This is a genomic window from Streptomyces sp. NPDC016309, from assembly GCF_043077235.1.
GTDB lineage: Bacteria > Actinomycetota > Actinomycetes > Streptomycetales > Streptomycetaceae > Streptomyces.
Genome location: NZ_JBIBSG010000003.1, coordinates 255,714 through 269,919, shown reverse-complemented (window position 1 = coordinate 269,919; position 14,206 = coordinate 255,714). Strand labels below are relative to the sequence as shown.

The window sequence follows — 14,206 nt, the reverse complement described above, 5'->3', positions numbered from 1 at the left end:
CTCCCCGCGACCACGCGCATTACCTCGATGCAGTGATCTTGGTTCGCAGGGGTTTAACGGGGTCACCGGCGACATTCGGACGATCCGGCCGAGGGCATGGCGACGGGACCCGTGGCGGGTGCACCCGCACGCGGGAAGGAGGTGTACGCCAGGGGCCCGAGGGGACGGCGGCCTCGGGTGCGCCCGGCCGGGCCGTGGTGGCGGTGGATGGCGGGCGGGAGCGGTCAGACGTCCTGGACGCGCCGGAAGGGGCGGTCCGCCTCCAGGGCGAACGCCACCTCCAGGAGCGTCCGTTCGGCGCCGGGGCGGCCGGAGAACATGACGCCGACGGGCAGCCCGTCCGCCGTCACGACCGGGGCGGGGACGGAGATCGACGGTGTGCCGACGACATTGTCGAGCGGCGTGAAAGCGACGTACGCGAGGATCCGCTCGATCAGCGTGCGGTAGGGAACGACCGGGCTCAGGTGGCCGATCGGCGGGGTGGTGTGCGCGAGCACGGGAGACAGCACCAGGTCCAGTCCGCGGAACGCCGCCGCGTGCGTGCGCCCGGCGCCCTTCAGCCGCCGGAGCACGCCGGGGGTGCGCCGCCAGTTGCGCAGGTACTCCTCGCGCAGCCCCCGGCTGAGGCCGTCCATGCGGCGGCGGTCGAAGTCCGCGCCCAGGGTCCGGCCCGTGACGCCCAGGAGGAAGGACAGCATCCCCCAGTAGGTGAGGAAGTCCCCGGTGAAGCGGGGGTCCACCCGCAGTTCCACCGGTTCCACGGTGTGGCCGTGGCGTTCGAGAACGGCCACCGTCTCCGTGACGGCCGCGCGGGTCGTGGCGTCGGAGGGGACGCCGCTCGGCGAGTCCAGCAGGAACCCGATGCGCAGCCGCCGCTCCGAGGGGCCTTCGACCAGGCCCAGGGGCGGCAGCTTCGGGTTGCGCCAGTACGTCTCGGCCGCGGCGAGGAAGGCGGCGGTGTCCCGGACGGAGCGGCTGAGGATGCCGTCGGAGACGATGTCGAGGGGCAGTTGGCGGCTCTGGGCGTTGGCCAGGACCCGGCCGCGGGTCGGCTTGAGCCCCACGAGGCCGCAGCAGGCGGCGGGGATGCGGATCGATCCGCCGCCGTCGTTGGCGTGGGCGATCGGCACCGCCCCGGCGGCGACGAGCGCCGCGCTGCCGCCCGACGAACCGCCCGCCGAGAAGCCCGTGTTCCAGGGGTTGCGGACGGGCTCGGCGCCCTCGTACTCCGTGGTCGGGCTGAACCCGAACTCCGGCAGCCGGGTCTTGCCCAGCACGGTGACGCCGCTGCTGAGGAACTGCCGGGCGAACGGCGCGTGCCGGCGCGCGGCGCGCGGGGAGAAGGCCGCGCTGCCGTGGCCGGTGGGCAGCCCCAGGTAGTCGGTGTTGTCCTTGACGAAGGTGGGGACGCCGGCGAGGGCTCCGCCGGCCGGCGCCGGGTGGGCCGGGGGTTCGGCGTGCACCTGGACCGCGCGGAGCCGTTCCTCGACCGCCCGCACCCGGTCGGCGGCGGCCCGGGCCGCCTCGGCCGCGCCGACCTCACCGCGCCGGATGGCCTCGGCGAGGCCGACGGCGTCATGCTCCCCGAGGGCGTCGTCCCGGAAGGCGTGCACCGTGGTCCGTTCGTCGAAAGTCGTCACCGCTACCTCAGCCCCGGCCGTGTGGATGGTTGCCCGCCATCATTCCCTACCAGCAAGTAACGGGCGAGGGTCCCGCGCCCGTTCGTCCAGCGGCCGCGCGTGCCGGGTGAGGCAGCCCACACGACGACGGGGATCCATTAAATAGGAATATCGCATGCGCATTTGCTAGCGTCCGGACCGTGAGGCTGACGAAGTTCACCGACCTGGCGCTGCGCTCGCTCATGCGCCTGGCGGTCTCGAAGGACGGCGAGGCCCTGACCACGCGGGAGGTGGCGGAGGTCATGGACGTGCCGTACACCCATGTGGCGAAGGCGATCTCGCGCCTCCAGCACCTGGGAGTGGTGGAAGCCCGGCGCGGCCGCGGCGGCGGACTCTCGCTGACCGGCGCCGGCCGGCAGGCCTCGGTCGGGCGGCTGGTCCGGGAGCTGGAGGGCGACGGCGAAGTGGTCGCCTGCGAGGGCGACACGCCCTGCCCGCTGCGCGGGGCGTGCCACCTGCGGCGGGCGCTGCGCGACGCCCAGGAGGCGTTCTACGCCACGCTCGACCCCCTCACGGTGACGGACCTGGTGGCCTCGCCCACCGGGCCGGTACTGATCGGACTGGTCGGCCGCCCCGTGGAACGGCCCGCACCGGAATAGCCCCCGCCGGGGCGGGCCGCACGCGGACGCACGTCCGCGGCGAACCGTTCCCCTTAAATGCGAAGATCATCAACCAATTAAGGAGTCGCTGTGCTCTCCGAGCAGTCCACCCCTGTCGTCCGGGCCACCCTGCCGGTGGTCGGCGCCGCCATCGGGGACATCACGGCCCTGTTCTACCGCAAGCTGTTCGAGGCCCACCCGGAGCTGCTGAAGGACCTGTTCAACCGGGGCAACCAGGCCAACGGCGAGCAGCAGCGGGCGCTGGCGGGCTCCATCGCGGCGTTCGCGGGCATGCTGCTGGACGGACCGGACGACCGTCCGGACGCGATGCTCGCCCGGATCGCGCACAAGCACGCCTCGCTGGGCATCACCTCCGACCAGTACAAGACCGTCCACCACCACCTCTTCGCCGCGATCGCCGAGGTGCTCGGTGACGCCGTCACGCCCGAGGTCGCCGCCGCGTGGGACGAGGTCTACTGGCTGATGGCCAACGCCCTGATCGCCATCGAGGCCCGCCTCTACCAGGAGGCCGGTGCCGCCGAGGGCGGCGTCCGGCACCGCATGGAGGTGGTCGAGCGGCGCGAGGAGACGCCCGACGCCGCCTCCTTCGTCCTGCGCCGCGCCGACGGCCGCCCCGCCGGTCCCTTCCGGCCCGGCCAGTACGTCGGCGTCCAGGTCGAGTTGCCCGACGGGGCACGGCAGATCCGCCAGTACAGCCTCTCCGCCGCTCCCGGCCGGCCCGACTGGCGCATCACGGTCAAGCGCGTGGCCGGCGGCCCGGCCCACCCGGACGGCGAGGTGTCGACCTGGCTGCACGAGCACGCACGGCCGGGCGACGTGCTCACCGTCTCCGCCCCCTTCGGCGACCTGGTCCTGCCGGAGGGGGACGGACCGCTGCTGCTGGCGTCCGCCGGCATCGGCGTCACCCCGCTGCTGTCCGTGCTCGGCCACCTCGCCTCCACCGGCTCACCCCGTCCGGTGACCGTGGTCCACGCCGACCGCTCCCCCGCCGACCACGCCCACCGGGACGAGCAGGCCGCGCTGGTCCGGGCGCTCCCGGACGCCCGGCTCCACCTCTGGTACGAGCGGCCCGGCGACGGGGCCCCGCACGCGGCGGCCGGCCGGGCCGACGTCTCGGGCCTGGACCTCCCCGGCGACGTGACCGCCTACCTGTGCGGCCCGCTCCCCTTCATGCGGGCCGTGCGCGGCGACCTGCTGCGGCGCGGCGTGCCCGCCGAGAGGATCCACTACGAGGTCTTCGGCCCGGACCTCTGGCTCGCCCGGTGACGGGGACCGGACGGCGGTGGCCGGGTCACCCGGCCGGTCCACCGCCGCCGGTCCCGCCCGGGTGGGGGGCCTCGGCGCGGGCGGCGGCGCGGCGGGCGTAGGCACGGGCGATCGGTTCGGCGCTCAGCCCGTGCAGCAGGATGCTCACCATGACCGTGATCACCATGACGCGGGTGATGAACGCACCGCTCTCGTCGGGCAGTTCGACGGCCGCCAGGAGCCCGAAGACGATGGACGTCGCCCCTCGCGGCCCCATCCACCCCAGGAACGCCTTGTCACGCGACCGCATCCCCGTTCCGTGGAGCACCAGCACGACCGGGACCATCCGGACCAGGGTGACGGCGACGACGGCGTACAGCACCACCGTCAGGTGGAAGCCGTCCCAGAACTCGTCGTTCACCATCTGGCCGAAGAGGAACCACAGCGCCAGGGCCAGCAGGGCGGTCAGGTCGTCGGTCGTCTCCACCGCGTCCTCGGGCAGGTGCCGCATCGCGGGTGCCAGGCAGACACCGGCGACGAAGGAGGCGACGAATCCGTTGCCGCCCAGCGCCACGGAGAGGCTGTAGGCGGCCACCGGAACGGTCAGCACGCCCAGTCTCGCCGCCGCGGGCTGCGTCCAGCCGTGCGCCCAGGAGCGGCGCAGCAGCCACCCGGCCGCCCAGCCGACGGCCGAACCGGCGGCCACGGCCCAGCCCGCCGCGACGACCGCCTCCAGCAGCGCGTCCGTGTAGTCGGCGCTCTTGGTGTGCGAGGCGCCGGCGGCGGCCACGCACAGCAGGAAGACCGGCGAGATGATGCCGTCGTTGATGCCCCCCTCGACGTTGAGCACCTCACGCAGCCGCGCCGGGATCCGCCGGTCCCGGACGACGGCCGAGGTCGGGGCGAGATCCAGGGGGACGACGACCGTCGCCAGCACCGCCAGCACCCAGCCGGGCCGGTCGGGGAAGAACGCGAGGGCGGCCAGGAACGCGGCGCCCAGGGTGAGCGGCAGCGCGCCCCCGAGCAGACGTGTGACGGTGCCCTTCTCCCGGCCGATGGCGCCGCGGGGGACCTCGGTCGCGTCGACGAAGAGGATCAGCGCCAGGACCACTTCGACAGCGTGCTCCACGGCGGCGGTGTCATAGTCGAAGTACATCGGGGGGTCGTCCCCGCGGGTGAGCAGGATGCCGGCCACCATCATCGCGATGGGCGCCGAGATGCTCCAGCGGGCCAGCCGGTGCGACAGGACGGCCCACGTGAACAGAATGCCCGCGATGACGGTGACGGCAAGCATGACGTCCTGCGCTTTCCCGCCGGGTCCCTCCCGGCCTGCGCAGCTTAGGGCCGGACCGCCGCCCGTCCGCGCCCGCGCGCCGGGGGACGGCATGTCGCTCACTCCACCAGGACCTGTTCCGGCGGTGGCGTCGTCCGCCCCAAGGGCGGCGGGGCCGGGAGCGCCCGGCGGGCGCGGCCCGCGGTTCGGCGCGCGGCGGTTCCGTGACGGAACGACGCCGGCTCAGCGCACGGTGATCTCGTAACGGAAGAACGCCGGCTCACCGCCCGGCGTCTGCGCCGCGCCGGCCGTCGGGACGGGTACGGCGCTGGCCCTGGCCGCGGCGACGCTGCCGCAGCGGGCCAGCGGGCAGTGCAGCAGGGTCACCGTCGTCGTGCCCTCGGCGCGGGCGGTGAAGTCGAAGTACGCCGTGCCGTCGCCGCCGCCCGCGACGTCCTCGTCGGTGCCTTCGATGTCCTCGTGGGTGCCCCCGTAGGCGAGGACGTCGGCGTCCGGCGCCGGGTCGGCCAGGTACCAGTGCTCGCCCATGTAGGGGCGGGCGGGGACCTCGAGGGTGAAGTCGTCGCCGGCCGCGACGGTGATGCGGCGTTCGGCGGGTCCGTACGCGGTCGGGCCGACCACGTGGGTGACCGTGTGGCCGGCGCGGTGGGATCCGCCGGCGGCGAGGACGAGGAGGGTGGCGACGACGGCCACGGCGGCGACGAGCAGGCAGCGGGCCGTCAACGAGGCCGGTATCAGACGCTTGATCATGTCGGCCGGGAATCTAGCACGGTGGCCGGAGGTGGCGGTCCTCGGCGCGGGTCCTCAGTACGGGGCCTCCGTACGGGTCCTCACTGGAGGTCTCAGTGGAGGTCCTCCGTCTTACGGCCGCTCACCACCAGGTCGCCGTCCGGGGTGCGCCGGGCGAGCATGCCGGTGCGGAGGTAGCCGTCGGGCGTGAAGGAACGGGCGTCGTGGCCGGGCGCCCGGTAGTAACCGCGCGGAACGGACGGCCCGCGGGCGAGGAGTTCACCGGTCCGCCCGTCGGGCACGTCCTCGCCGTCGGGGCCGGCGACCCGGAGCTCGTCGTCCGGCGACAGCGGCCACCCCTGGGTGTGCGGCACCGTCCCCTCCGGACCGGCGGGCCGGGTGAGCGTCACCACCCCCTCGGGCAGGGCGAACACCCGTTGGAGACGGCCGCCCCACGCACGGGCCGTCCGTTCCGCGAGCGCCCGGTCCAGGGGTGCGCCGCCGACCGGCCGGCGGCGCGCTGTGACCCGGGGAGCACCCCACCGCCGTTCCTGACCCCGGCAGTTCAGTCCGCCCGCCCCCGCGTACGCAATGCGCTGTCCCGACCAAGGACGCCGCAGCCGCTCGGCGGAAGGACCAAGGGACGCCGCCGACCAGCGGCGACGGCCGGCAGCGGGCGGGCGGTCCGTGCCCATCTCCCGTTGTGCGGCGGGGCGTTCGGGGGGACGATGACTGCTGTCATGGAACGACCGAGTGAGATCATCGACCGCGGGGACGTGACGCTCCGGCGCTGGCGCGGGGAGCACGACGTCGCCGCGGCGTTCCTGCTGATCGAGGAGTCCCTGGAGCATCTGCGCCCGTGGATGTCGTGGGTGGCCGGCCACAGCGAGGCCGGCACCCGGGCGCTCCTGGCGACGTGGGAGTCGCGGTGGGCGAGCGGCGACGCGTACAACTACGCCGTCGTCGTGGACGGGACCCCCGTCGGGATGTGCCAGGCCCACCGTCTGCCCGGCACCGGGGGGTGGCGGGCCGGGTACTGGCTACATCCCGCCGCCACCGGGCGGGGGATCGCCACCCGTGCGACGGCGGCCGTGGTGACCGAGATGTTCGCCCTGCCGGACGTCGAGTACGTCGAGGTGGCGCACGACCTGGCCAACACCCCCAGCGCCGCCGTTCCGCGCCGCCTGGGTTTCACCGAGGTGCGGCGTGAGCGGCCGGCCCGGCCGGAGGCCCCCGCGTGCAGCGGCGTCGAGGTGGTGTGGCGGCTGGACCGCCCGGCGCCGTCCCCCGGTACGACCGGCGAGACACCCTCTGACTAAGCGGCCTTCTTCCAGATGTTCATGCCCAGTTGCAGGAAGGCGGCATCTCGCAGGGCCGTCTGCTTGACCTGGATGGTGAGCACCGCGATGTCGCCGGAGGCGTTCTTGACGCAGAGCTGGGTGCCGTCGTCCGCCGCCGCGAGCGACCAGGTGCGGTACTCGGAGCCGGTGGCGCCGCCGAGGAGGTGGCGGCAGGCCGCCAGGGACCCGGCTTTCCCGTTGAAGAGCTGCACGAACACGCTGGTGTCGCTCCGCAGCGCGCAGTCGGCGTCGTCCTCGCAGTCGAGACGGATGTCGCCCGCGCGGTCAGCGCGCAGCATCGGCTTGCGGAGGCTCAGGGAGTTCTTCTCGTCCAGCCACACGGGGGACAGTACGTGGGCTCCCGGCGCCGGGGAGGCGTTCGGGGCGGGTCCCGACGCCCGGAGGGCGCCGCCGGGGGTGGGCGGGGTGGGCGACGGAGGCGCCGTGGAGCGGGCGGACCTCGTCGGGCCGGGTCGCGGGACGGGCGCGTCCGCGGCCCGCTCGCCGAGGCCGAGGCCGAACCGGTCCCCGGCGAGCCAGGTCAGGCCCGTGAGGACGAGAGCGCCCGCCGTCACGGCGGCGGCCGTGACCATCGCGGTACGCCGTCGGCCAGCCCGGCGCCGGGCGGGTGCCAGCAACCGGGTCGCGGCCTCGGTGGACGGGGCCACCGGGGTGCGTACCGGATCCGGGACGGTCGCCTCGGGTCCGGTGACCTCGCGCCAGACGGCCGGCCCGGTGCCCGCGTCGGCGTCCGTGTCCAGTCGCCGTCGGCACCACTCGACGACCTCCGCCGGAGTGGGCCGCTCCCCCGGGTCGGGGGCCAGGCACCGGGCGAACAGCGGGCGCAGCGGCTCGGGCAGCCGGGACAGGTCGGGTTCCTCGTGCACGATCCGGTAGAGCACGACGGGTGCGATGCCGTCCCCGTACAGCGGTTCGCCCAGCGCCGCGAAGGCCGCCGTCTGGGCCAGCGCGAAGACGTCGGTCGCCGGGGTGACCTCACCGGCGGTCGCCTGCTCGGGGGCCATGAAGTGGGGTGTGCCGACGGTGGAGCCGGTGGCCGTGTACGAGGAGAGGTCGGCGCCGATCGAGATGCCGAAGTCGATCACGCGCGGACCGTCGGCGGCCAGCAGCACGTTGGACGGCTTGAGGTCCCGGTGCACGATCCCCGCCGCGTGGATCGCCTGGAGCGCCTCGGCCACGCCGGCCATCAGCCACAGCACGGCGGCCACCGGCAGCGGGCCCCGCCGTGCGACGGCCCCGGTGAGGGACGGCCCGGGCACGTACAGAGTGGCGAGCCAGGGGGGCGCGCCGTCGGTGTCGGCGTCGACGAGTTCCGCGGTGTAGGCGCCCCTGACCCGGCGGGCGGCCTCCACCTCGCGGCGGAACCGCCGCCGGAAGGCGGGGTCGTCGGCCAGTTCCGGCCGCACCACCTTGATCGCCACCGGGCGGCCGCCCCGGGTGTGCGACAGGTACACCCGGCCCATGCCGCCCGCGCCGAGCCTGGCCGCGAGGCGGTAACCGGCCACGACGGGAGGGTCGTCCGCCTGGAGCGGCTGGAACACCCCGGTGGTGCTGCTCATCGGCCTGTCGTCCCCCTGATCCCCGACCGGCCGGCGGGCCGGCCCGGGACAGAAGCCTAGACGGCCCCGTGCACCCCGCTGACCTGGGACGGGCGGAGGACGTCCAGGCCGGCGAGTTCGTCCTCGGACAGGAGCGGGTAGCCGCCGGCCGTCCTCGGCACTGTCCTGGCCCGTCGGCGTGGGCGGTGGTCAGTCGACGGAGACCATGAAGTCCAGCATCCTGCGGTTCATCTCCTCCGCGTGATCGATCTGCGGCCCGTGGCCCGTGCTGGAGATGATCTCGGCTCGGGCACCGGGGATCAGCCGCGGCACACGCTCCGCCTGCCGCTGCGGGTGCACGAGGAGGCTTCGCTTGCCGAGCACCAGATAGAGCGGAGTCCGGATGGTGGACAACTCCTCCTCGGACAGGGGAAGCGGCGCCGGACGGCGTATGCGGTAGGCGCGAACCGCCGCTCGGATCATCGCGCGTAGTTCCGGCACGACGAGGACCGGCTGTTCGAGCCAGGCCGCCAGTCGCGGGCGGAACGCCTTGGGCGCGAAGGTCGCGAAGAGGCTGGCGAAGATCCAGACGAAGAAGCGCAACCCCACCTTCTCCAGGCCGCCGGGGTCGAGCAAGGTGACCGAGGCGAGGCGACCGGGCCTGCGGTGCGCCTGGTTCAGGGCAAGCCAGCCACCGTAGGAGGAGCCGACGAGGTGGACGCGGTCGAGTCCGAGCCCGGCGAGCGTCTCATCCAGCCACTGCGCCGCATGTTCGGGCTGGTGGATGGGTTCGCGCTGCACGCTGCGACCGGGATCGCCCAGGGTATCGATCGCGTAGACCGGGCGGTCCGCGCCGAGAGCGGGGGTGTTCGGGTACCACATGGCGGAGCAGGAGCCCGCCCCGTGCACCAGGACGACGGGGGTGCGGTCCCGGACAGCCTCGTCGGCGGAGCCGTAGCGGTAGACGTGCGTCGTACCGAAGGAGGTCTCCACGTCCTCTTCCGCGAGCGCGGGCGCCCCCAGTGCGTAGACCGCGTCGCAGGCCGTGAAGTAGCGATCCCGCCAGGCATCGCTCACATAACGGCCGACATCGGCCTGGGGTCGGGCAGCGGTCTCGGGCATGGCCACCTCCAGCACTCCGGTTTTGTGATACGAACGTACCACGGAGTTGGTACAGATGTACCATCAAGGGGTTCATGGGAGCCGCAGTGGGAACGACGAGCGGAGAACCGGCCGATGCCCAAGCGCGTGGACCACGCAGAACGGCGCACCGAGATCGCCGAGGCCCTGATCCGGGTCGCCGGCCGACGCGGGCTGCATGCCGTCGGCATGCGCGATGTGGCAGCGGAGGCGGGCGTATCGCTGCGGCTGGTGCAGTACTACTTCCAGACCAAGGAGAAGTTGCTGCTTTTCGGGCTCGAGCTTCTGGCCGAGAGATTCGGGGAACGGGTCTCCGCCCGGGTACGGGCCGCCGGGAACAGCCCGGGTCCGCGCGCGATCGTCGAGGCGCTGCTGATGGCGGCGCTGCCGACGGACGACGAGAGCCGCACCTTCCACCACCTCTACACCTCATACGCGGTCCTGGCCGTGAACGACCCGGCGCTCGCGGCCCAGCCCTTCATCAAGAACCCTGATGCCGCCGAAGACGCCCTGACCGAACTCCTCCGGCAGGCGCAGGAAGCGGCACTGCTCGAGCCCGGGGTGGACCCGCGGTTGGAGGCAGCCGGCCTGCTTGCCATGTCTGCGGGACTCGGCACGAGCATCCTCGTCGGCCAGCGCAGCGCGGAGTCCGCGAACACGGTCCTGGACCACCACCTGAGCCGAATCTTCCGCACCGGTAAGGCGGTCGCGACATGAGTGACCCGAGCCCAGCAGCCGTCGAGCTGCGGACCGCCCGGCTGTTGCTGAGGCGTCCAACCGCAGCCGATGTCGACGCGATCTTCGCCGTCCACCACGATCCCGGGACGTGTACCCACAACCCGTCCGACGCGCTCGCCCGGTTCGAGGAAGCAGAGGCGCTTTATCAGCGTTGGGACAACCAGTGGCAGCAGTACGGTTATGGGTACTGGGTCGTCCGGCACCACGGCTCCGCCCAGCAGCTCGGATTCTGCGGAATCAAGCCCATGGAACTGCACGGGGCCCCGGTCCTGAATCTTTTCTACCGCTTCGCCACCTCAGCCTGGGGCCAAGGCTTCGCCGGTGAAGCCGCAGCCGCGGTTGCCACCTGGGCATCCCATCACCTGCCCGACCTCCCGCTGATCGCCCGCGTCCGACCGGCCAACGTCGCTTCTCAGCGCGTGGCGATACGCGCGGGGCTCAGCCGAGCACAGCATCTCGACACCGAGGGATACGACGGATTCGACTGGATCTACATGGCCCAGGACGCGAACAGGGCCACAGACGGGTGCGGTCACCCACCAGGACTCCGAGAGCCGAACGAAGCTCCCGGATCGATGGCGGCCACAGACCCCTGGCGAATCGATCCCACTGCCACGGCGTAGCCATCGCGGAAGCGCGCTCGCACCCCACAGGAGTCGGCGACGGCCCTGCCTTCCGGGCCCCTCCTCGCGCGGGCCGGTGCGGGTGGAGGTGGCCTGCGGGGCACAGGACCGCCCCGTAGGGTGGCCCGTGGGGCGGCGAAGATCGACCGGGTGGGAAAGCACCCTGGGGGGACGGGAACGTGGCGGGACTGGTGGGCAGATCGGCGGAACTCGAACGGCTGGACGCCGTGCTCGCCGGCCTGGGCCGTTCCGGGCCGGCGCAGGTCGTCGACGTCGTCGGTGAACCCGGCATCGGCAAGAGCAGGTTGCTCGACGAGGTGTGCGCGCGGGCCCGCCGGGCCGGGGTCACCGTCCTGCGCGGACGGGCCACCCAGTACGAACAGCATGTTCCCTTCCAGCTCTTCACGGACGCGTTCGCCGATACCGACCCCGGCGCACGGGCCGCCTTCGCCGACCCCGCCTTCGCCGAGGCGCACGCGGTGCTGCACGGCGTCCGGCCGGCCCCGGGCGACGGTTCCACCGAGAGCGCCGCCGCCCGCTTCGGGCTGCATCGTGCGATCGCCGCCTTCCTGGCGCGGCTGGGCGAGCGCGGTCTGGTGCTGGCCCTGGACGACGTGCACTGGGCCGATCCCGCGTCGCGCGAGCTGGTGGACCATCTGATCCGGCACCCCGCGCACGGAGGCGTCCTGCTGGTGGTGGCCCGGCGGACCCGGCAGACGCCGACCTCCCTGACCGCGGCGCTGACGCGCGGCGCGGACAGCGGGACCGTGCTCCACCTCCCGCTGGAGCCGCTCTCCGAGCGGGAGTCCCTCCTGGCACTCGCGCCCGACATCGCCGAGGACCAGGCCAGGCGGCTGCACGCCGCCAGCGAGGGCAACCCCTTGTACCTGCTGGCGCTGGGGCACGCCCACCGCACCGGGGCGTCCCTGCCGGGCCTCACCCCGGGCACCGCACACGACGGCGCCACGGACGCGGGGTACGCCGGGTCCGCCGCCGACGTGCCCGGTGGGCTCGCCGCGCTGCTGCTCGACGAGTTGGGCACGCTCACCGGGTCGCAGCGCCGGCTGGTCGAGGCGGTGGCGGCGCTCGGCGACCACGCCTCGTCCGCCCTGCTGGCCGTGGTGAGCGAACGGTCCGTGCGGGACGTGGAGCGGGAGACCGGGGCCCTGGTGGCGCGTGACGTGCTGCGGGCCGGGCCGGGCGGCCGGTGGACGTTGCGCCATCCGCTGGTCCGGGCCCTGGTCTACGAGAGGACCGCGCCGGGGCCGCGAGCCGCGTTCCACCGCCGCGCGGCGCGGGAACTGGCCCGCGGCGGCGCTCCCGCCACCGAGCGGGCCGGCCACGTCGCCCGCTCGATGACCGGCTGGGACGCCGAGGCGGCGGAGGTGCTCGTCGAGGCGGCCGCACGGTTCGCGTCGACGGCGCCGGCCACCGCCGCCCATCTGCTGGACGTCGTCCTGACCCATATGCCGGACACCCCCGACCGCTCCGCGCGGCGCGGCGAACTGGTGCTGGCGCGCGCACGCGCGCTCGGCGTCAGCGGGCACCTCCGGGAGAGCCGGGACCTGCTGCACACCCTGATCGAGACCGCCGGCGAGGACCATCCGGAACTGCGGACGCGGGCCGTCGCCCAGTGCGCCGTGATGGAACGGCACCTCGGCCACTCCCCCGAGGCCACCGCCCTGCTGCGCCGGGAGCTGTCCCGCGACCCCGGCCCGGCCCCCGCCCAGGCGGTCTCCCTGCGCCTGGCCCTCGGCATGTCCGCCCTGCTGACCGCGTCCTATCCACAGGCACGCGCGGACGTCGCGCAGGCCGTCGCCGTCGCCCGCGCCGACGGTGATCCCGCCGGCGAGGCGGCGGCGCTCGCGCTCGCGGCCCTGGGCGAGGCGTACGAGGGGGAGACGCAGGCGGCGGCCCGGTTCGCCGACTCCGCCGCGTCCCTCGCGGACGCGCTGACCGATCCCGGCCTCGCCGGTCCGTGCGAGGCCCTGGTCTGGCTGGCCTGGGCGGAAACCCTGCTGGAACGGTACGGCGACGCCGAGCGGCACATCACCCGGGGGCTGGGCATCGCCCGTCGCACCGGACAGCTCCACCTCCTGCCCCACCTGTTGGTGAGCCGCGCCTTCGTCCACCTCACCACGTGCCGTCTGCCGTCCGCGCTGGAGGCCGCCGAGGAGGCGGAGTCCATCGCCCGGGCGGCGGGCAGCGACGACCTGCTGGGCTTCGCCCTGGCCATCAAGACGCTGGTGCTGTTGCTGGCCCGGCCGCTGGGCGACGGAAGCGCCCTGGCCACCGGTGAGGAGGCCACCGCCGCGGCCGGCCGCGGCAGGGGCTGGTGGTCGTCGCTGGCCTGGTGCATGCTCGGGCACGCGGCCTTCGTCGGCGGCGACCCCCATCGCGCCCAGGAGGCCATCACGACGGCCGGCGGCGGCCCCGGACTGCCCCTGCTCCAGCCGTCGATCCGTCCCGGCCAGCTCGACACCCTCGCCGCGGCGGCCCTGACCGCCGGGGACGTCGAGGCGGCCGGCCGCTGGGTCGCCCAGGCCACCCGCGAGGCCGACCGGCTCGGCCTCGACGGTCAGCGGGCGGCCGCCCTGCGCGCCCAGGCCGCACTGGCCGAGCACCACGGCGGGACGAGCAGGGCCGTACGGCTCCTCGACGCGGCGACGGAGGAATACGTCCGCTGCGGACAGACCCTGTGGGAGGCGTACTCCTTGCTCCGGGCGGCGCCCCTGGTGCGGCGCACCGGGCAGGGAGCCCGGGCCGCCGCGATGTGGCACCGGGCCCACCGCATCGTGACCGGCGGCGGCGCACGCCTGCTGGTGGACCTCGCCGAACTGATCCGCCCGCAGGTGATGGCGGAGACACCCGCGCTCCCGGCGCGGCTCGCGGAACTGACCGCTCGTGAGCGGGAGGTGGCCGAGCTGGTGGCCCAGGGGCTGAGCAACCAGGAGGTCGCCGACCGGCTCCACCTCAGCCGGCGCACCGTCGAGACCCACCTGTCCTCGATCTACCGCAAGGCGTCGGTGCCGTCCCGGGCGGCCCTGGCCGGACTCATGACCCGCGTCGGCCTGGGAACGGGGTCGTGAGCTCCCCGTACAGCGCCGCCGCCACGCACACGGGACGCATCTGACCCGGCCCGGCACCCAGGGCCCGGCACCCAGAGCCCAGGGCCCAGCACCGCGCGACAGGGCGAAACCCGTAGGCGATTGCGTGTTTCCCCTGAGGCCGCTGCCCCC

General features: G+C 74.2%; 12 protein-coding genes. 6 read left to right on the top strand and 6 right to left on the bottom strand.

All coding sequences use genetic code 11. The annotated features are described in order from the left end of the window. Nucleotides 1-224 precede the first annotated feature (224 nt). The gene (locus ACF068_RS09095) at nt 225-1,640 is read right to left on the bottom strand and encodes an amidase (protein ID WP_392273518.1); all 1,416 of its coding nucleotides are present in this window, start codon (nt 1,638-1,640) and stop codon (nt 225-227) included. A gap of 179 nt (nt 1,641-1,819) precedes the next feature. On the opposite strand from ACF068_RS09095, the gene nsrR reads away from it, so the two are divergent. Further along, a complete protein-coding gene (gene nsrR, locus ACF068_RS09090) occupies nt 1,820-2,278 on the top strand; it encodes a nitric oxide-sensing transcriptional repressor NsrR (RefSeq protein ID WP_392273517.1) in 459 nt (152 codons plus the stop codon). 90 nt (nt 2,279-2,368) lie between these two features. Beyond that, a complete protein-coding gene (locus tag ACF068_RS09085; protein WP_392273516.1) occupies nt 2,369-3,565 on the top strand; it encodes a globin domain-containing protein in 1,197 nt (398 codons plus the stop codon). A gap of 25 nt (nt 3,566-3,590) precedes the next feature. Here ACF068_RS09085 and ACF068_RS09080 read toward each other — a convergent pair whose 3' ends face one another. From ACF068_RS09080 to ACF068_RS09070, 3 genes are all read right to left on the bottom strand, one after another. Beyond that, nucleotides 3,591-4,838, bottom strand: a complete 1,248-nt coding sequence (locus ACF068_RS09080) for a cation:proton antiporter (protein WP_392273515.1) — start codon at nt 4,836-4,838, stop codon at nt 3,591-3,593. A 222-nt stretch (nt 4,839-5,060) separates the two neighbouring features. Next, entirely contained in the window at nt 5,061-5,588 is a 528-nt protein-coding gene (locus ACF068_RS09075; protein ID WP_392273514.1) for a protease inhibitor I42 family protein, read from the bottom strand. A 92-nt stretch (nt 5,589-5,680) separates the two neighbouring features. Beyond that, complete coding sequence (locus ACF068_RS09070; RefSeq protein WP_392273513.1) at nt 5,681-6,262, bottom strand: AMP-binding protein; 582 nt, start codon at nt 6,260-6,262, stop codon at nt 5,681-5,683. Nucleotides 6,263-6,307: 45 nt separating this feature from the next. On the opposite strand from ACF068_RS09070, the gene ACF068_RS09065 reads away from it, so the two are divergent. Next, the gene (locus ACF068_RS09065) at nt 6,308-6,886 is read left to right on the top strand and encodes a GNAT family N-acetyltransferase (protein ID WP_392273512.1); all 579 of its coding nucleotides are present in this window, start codon (nt 6,308-6,310) and stop codon (nt 6,884-6,886) included. On the opposite strand, the gene ACF068_RS09060 is transcribed toward ACF068_RS09065, so the two are convergent. Continuing rightward, on the bottom strand, nt 6,883-8,487 hold the full coding sequence (locus ACF068_RS09060) for a serine/threonine-protein kinase (RefSeq protein WP_392273511.1): 1,605 nt from the start codon (nt 8,485-8,487) through the stop codon (nt 6,883-6,885). The genes ACF068_RS09065 and ACF068_RS09060 overlap by 4 nt on opposite strands. A gap of 189 nt (nt 8,488-8,676) precedes the next feature. Beyond that, nucleotides 8,677-9,588: an alpha/beta fold hydrolase gene (locus tag ACF068_RS09055; RefSeq protein ID WP_392273510.1), complete on the bottom strand. Its 912-nt coding sequence runs from the start codon at nt 9,586-9,588 to the stop codon at nt 8,677-8,679. Between the two features lie 114 nt (nt 9,589-9,702). Between ACF068_RS09055 and ACF068_RS09050 the strand changes: the two genes are divergently transcribed. The 3 genes from ACF068_RS09050 to ACF068_RS09040 all read left to right on the top strand — a co-directional run bounded on the left by ACF068_RS09050 (nt 9,703) and on the right by ACF068_RS09040 (nt 14,056). Beyond that, a complete protein-coding gene (locus ACF068_RS09050; RefSeq protein ID WP_392273509.1) occupies nt 9,703-10,323 on the top strand; it encodes a TetR/AcrR family transcriptional regulator in 621 nt (206 codons plus the stop codon). Then, nucleotides 10,320-10,967: a GNAT family N-acetyltransferase gene (locus ACF068_RS09045; protein WP_392273508.1), complete on the top strand. Its 648-nt coding sequence runs from the start codon at nt 10,320-10,322 to the stop codon at nt 10,965-10,967. Before ACF068_RS09050 ends, ACF068_RS09045 begins: the two co-directional genes overlap by 4 nt. A gap of 179 nt (nt 10,968-11,146) precedes the next feature. Further along, nucleotides 11,147-14,056, top strand: a complete 2,910-nt coding sequence (locus ACF068_RS09040) for a helix-turn-helix transcriptional regulator (RefSeq protein WP_392273507.1) — start codon at nt 11,147-11,149, stop codon at nt 14,054-14,056. Nucleotides 14,057-14,206 lie beyond the last annotated feature (150 nt).

Excerpts from the sequence above, each read along its gene's own strand:
- ACF068_RS09045 (WP_392273508.1), top strand. The coding sequence starts at position 10,320 with ATGAGTGACCCGAGCCCAGCAGCCGTCGAGCTGCGGACCGCCCGGCTG.
- ACF068_RS09060 (WP_392273511.1), bottom strand. The coding sequence starts at position 8,487 with ATGAGCAGCACCACCGGGGTGTTCCAGCCGCTCCAGGCGGACGACCCT.
- ACF068_RS09080 (WP_392273515.1), bottom strand. The coding sequence starts at position 4,838 with ATGCTTGCCGTCACCGTCATCGCGGGCATTCTGTTCACGTGGGCCGTC.
- ACF068_RS09065 (WP_392273512.1), top strand. The coding sequence starts at position 6,308 with ATGGAACGACCGAGTGAGATCATCGACCGCGGGGACGTGACGCTCCGG.
- ACF068_RS09070 (WP_392273513.1), bottom strand. The coding sequence starts at position 6,262 with ATGGGCACGGACCGCCCGCCCGCTGCCGGCCGTCGCCGCTGGTCGGCG.
- ACF068_RS09055 (WP_392273510.1), bottom strand. The coding sequence starts at position 9,588 with ATGCCCGAGACCGCTGCCCGACCCCAGGCCGATGTCGGCCGTTATGTG.
- ACF068_RS09050 (WP_392273509.1), top strand. The coding sequence starts at position 9,703 with ATGCCCAAGCGCGTGGACCACGCAGAACGGCGCACCGAGATCGCCGAG.
- ACF068_RS09075 (WP_392273514.1), bottom strand. The coding sequence starts at position 5,588 with ATGATCAAGCGTCTGATACCGGCCTCGTTGACGGCCCGCTGCCTGCTC.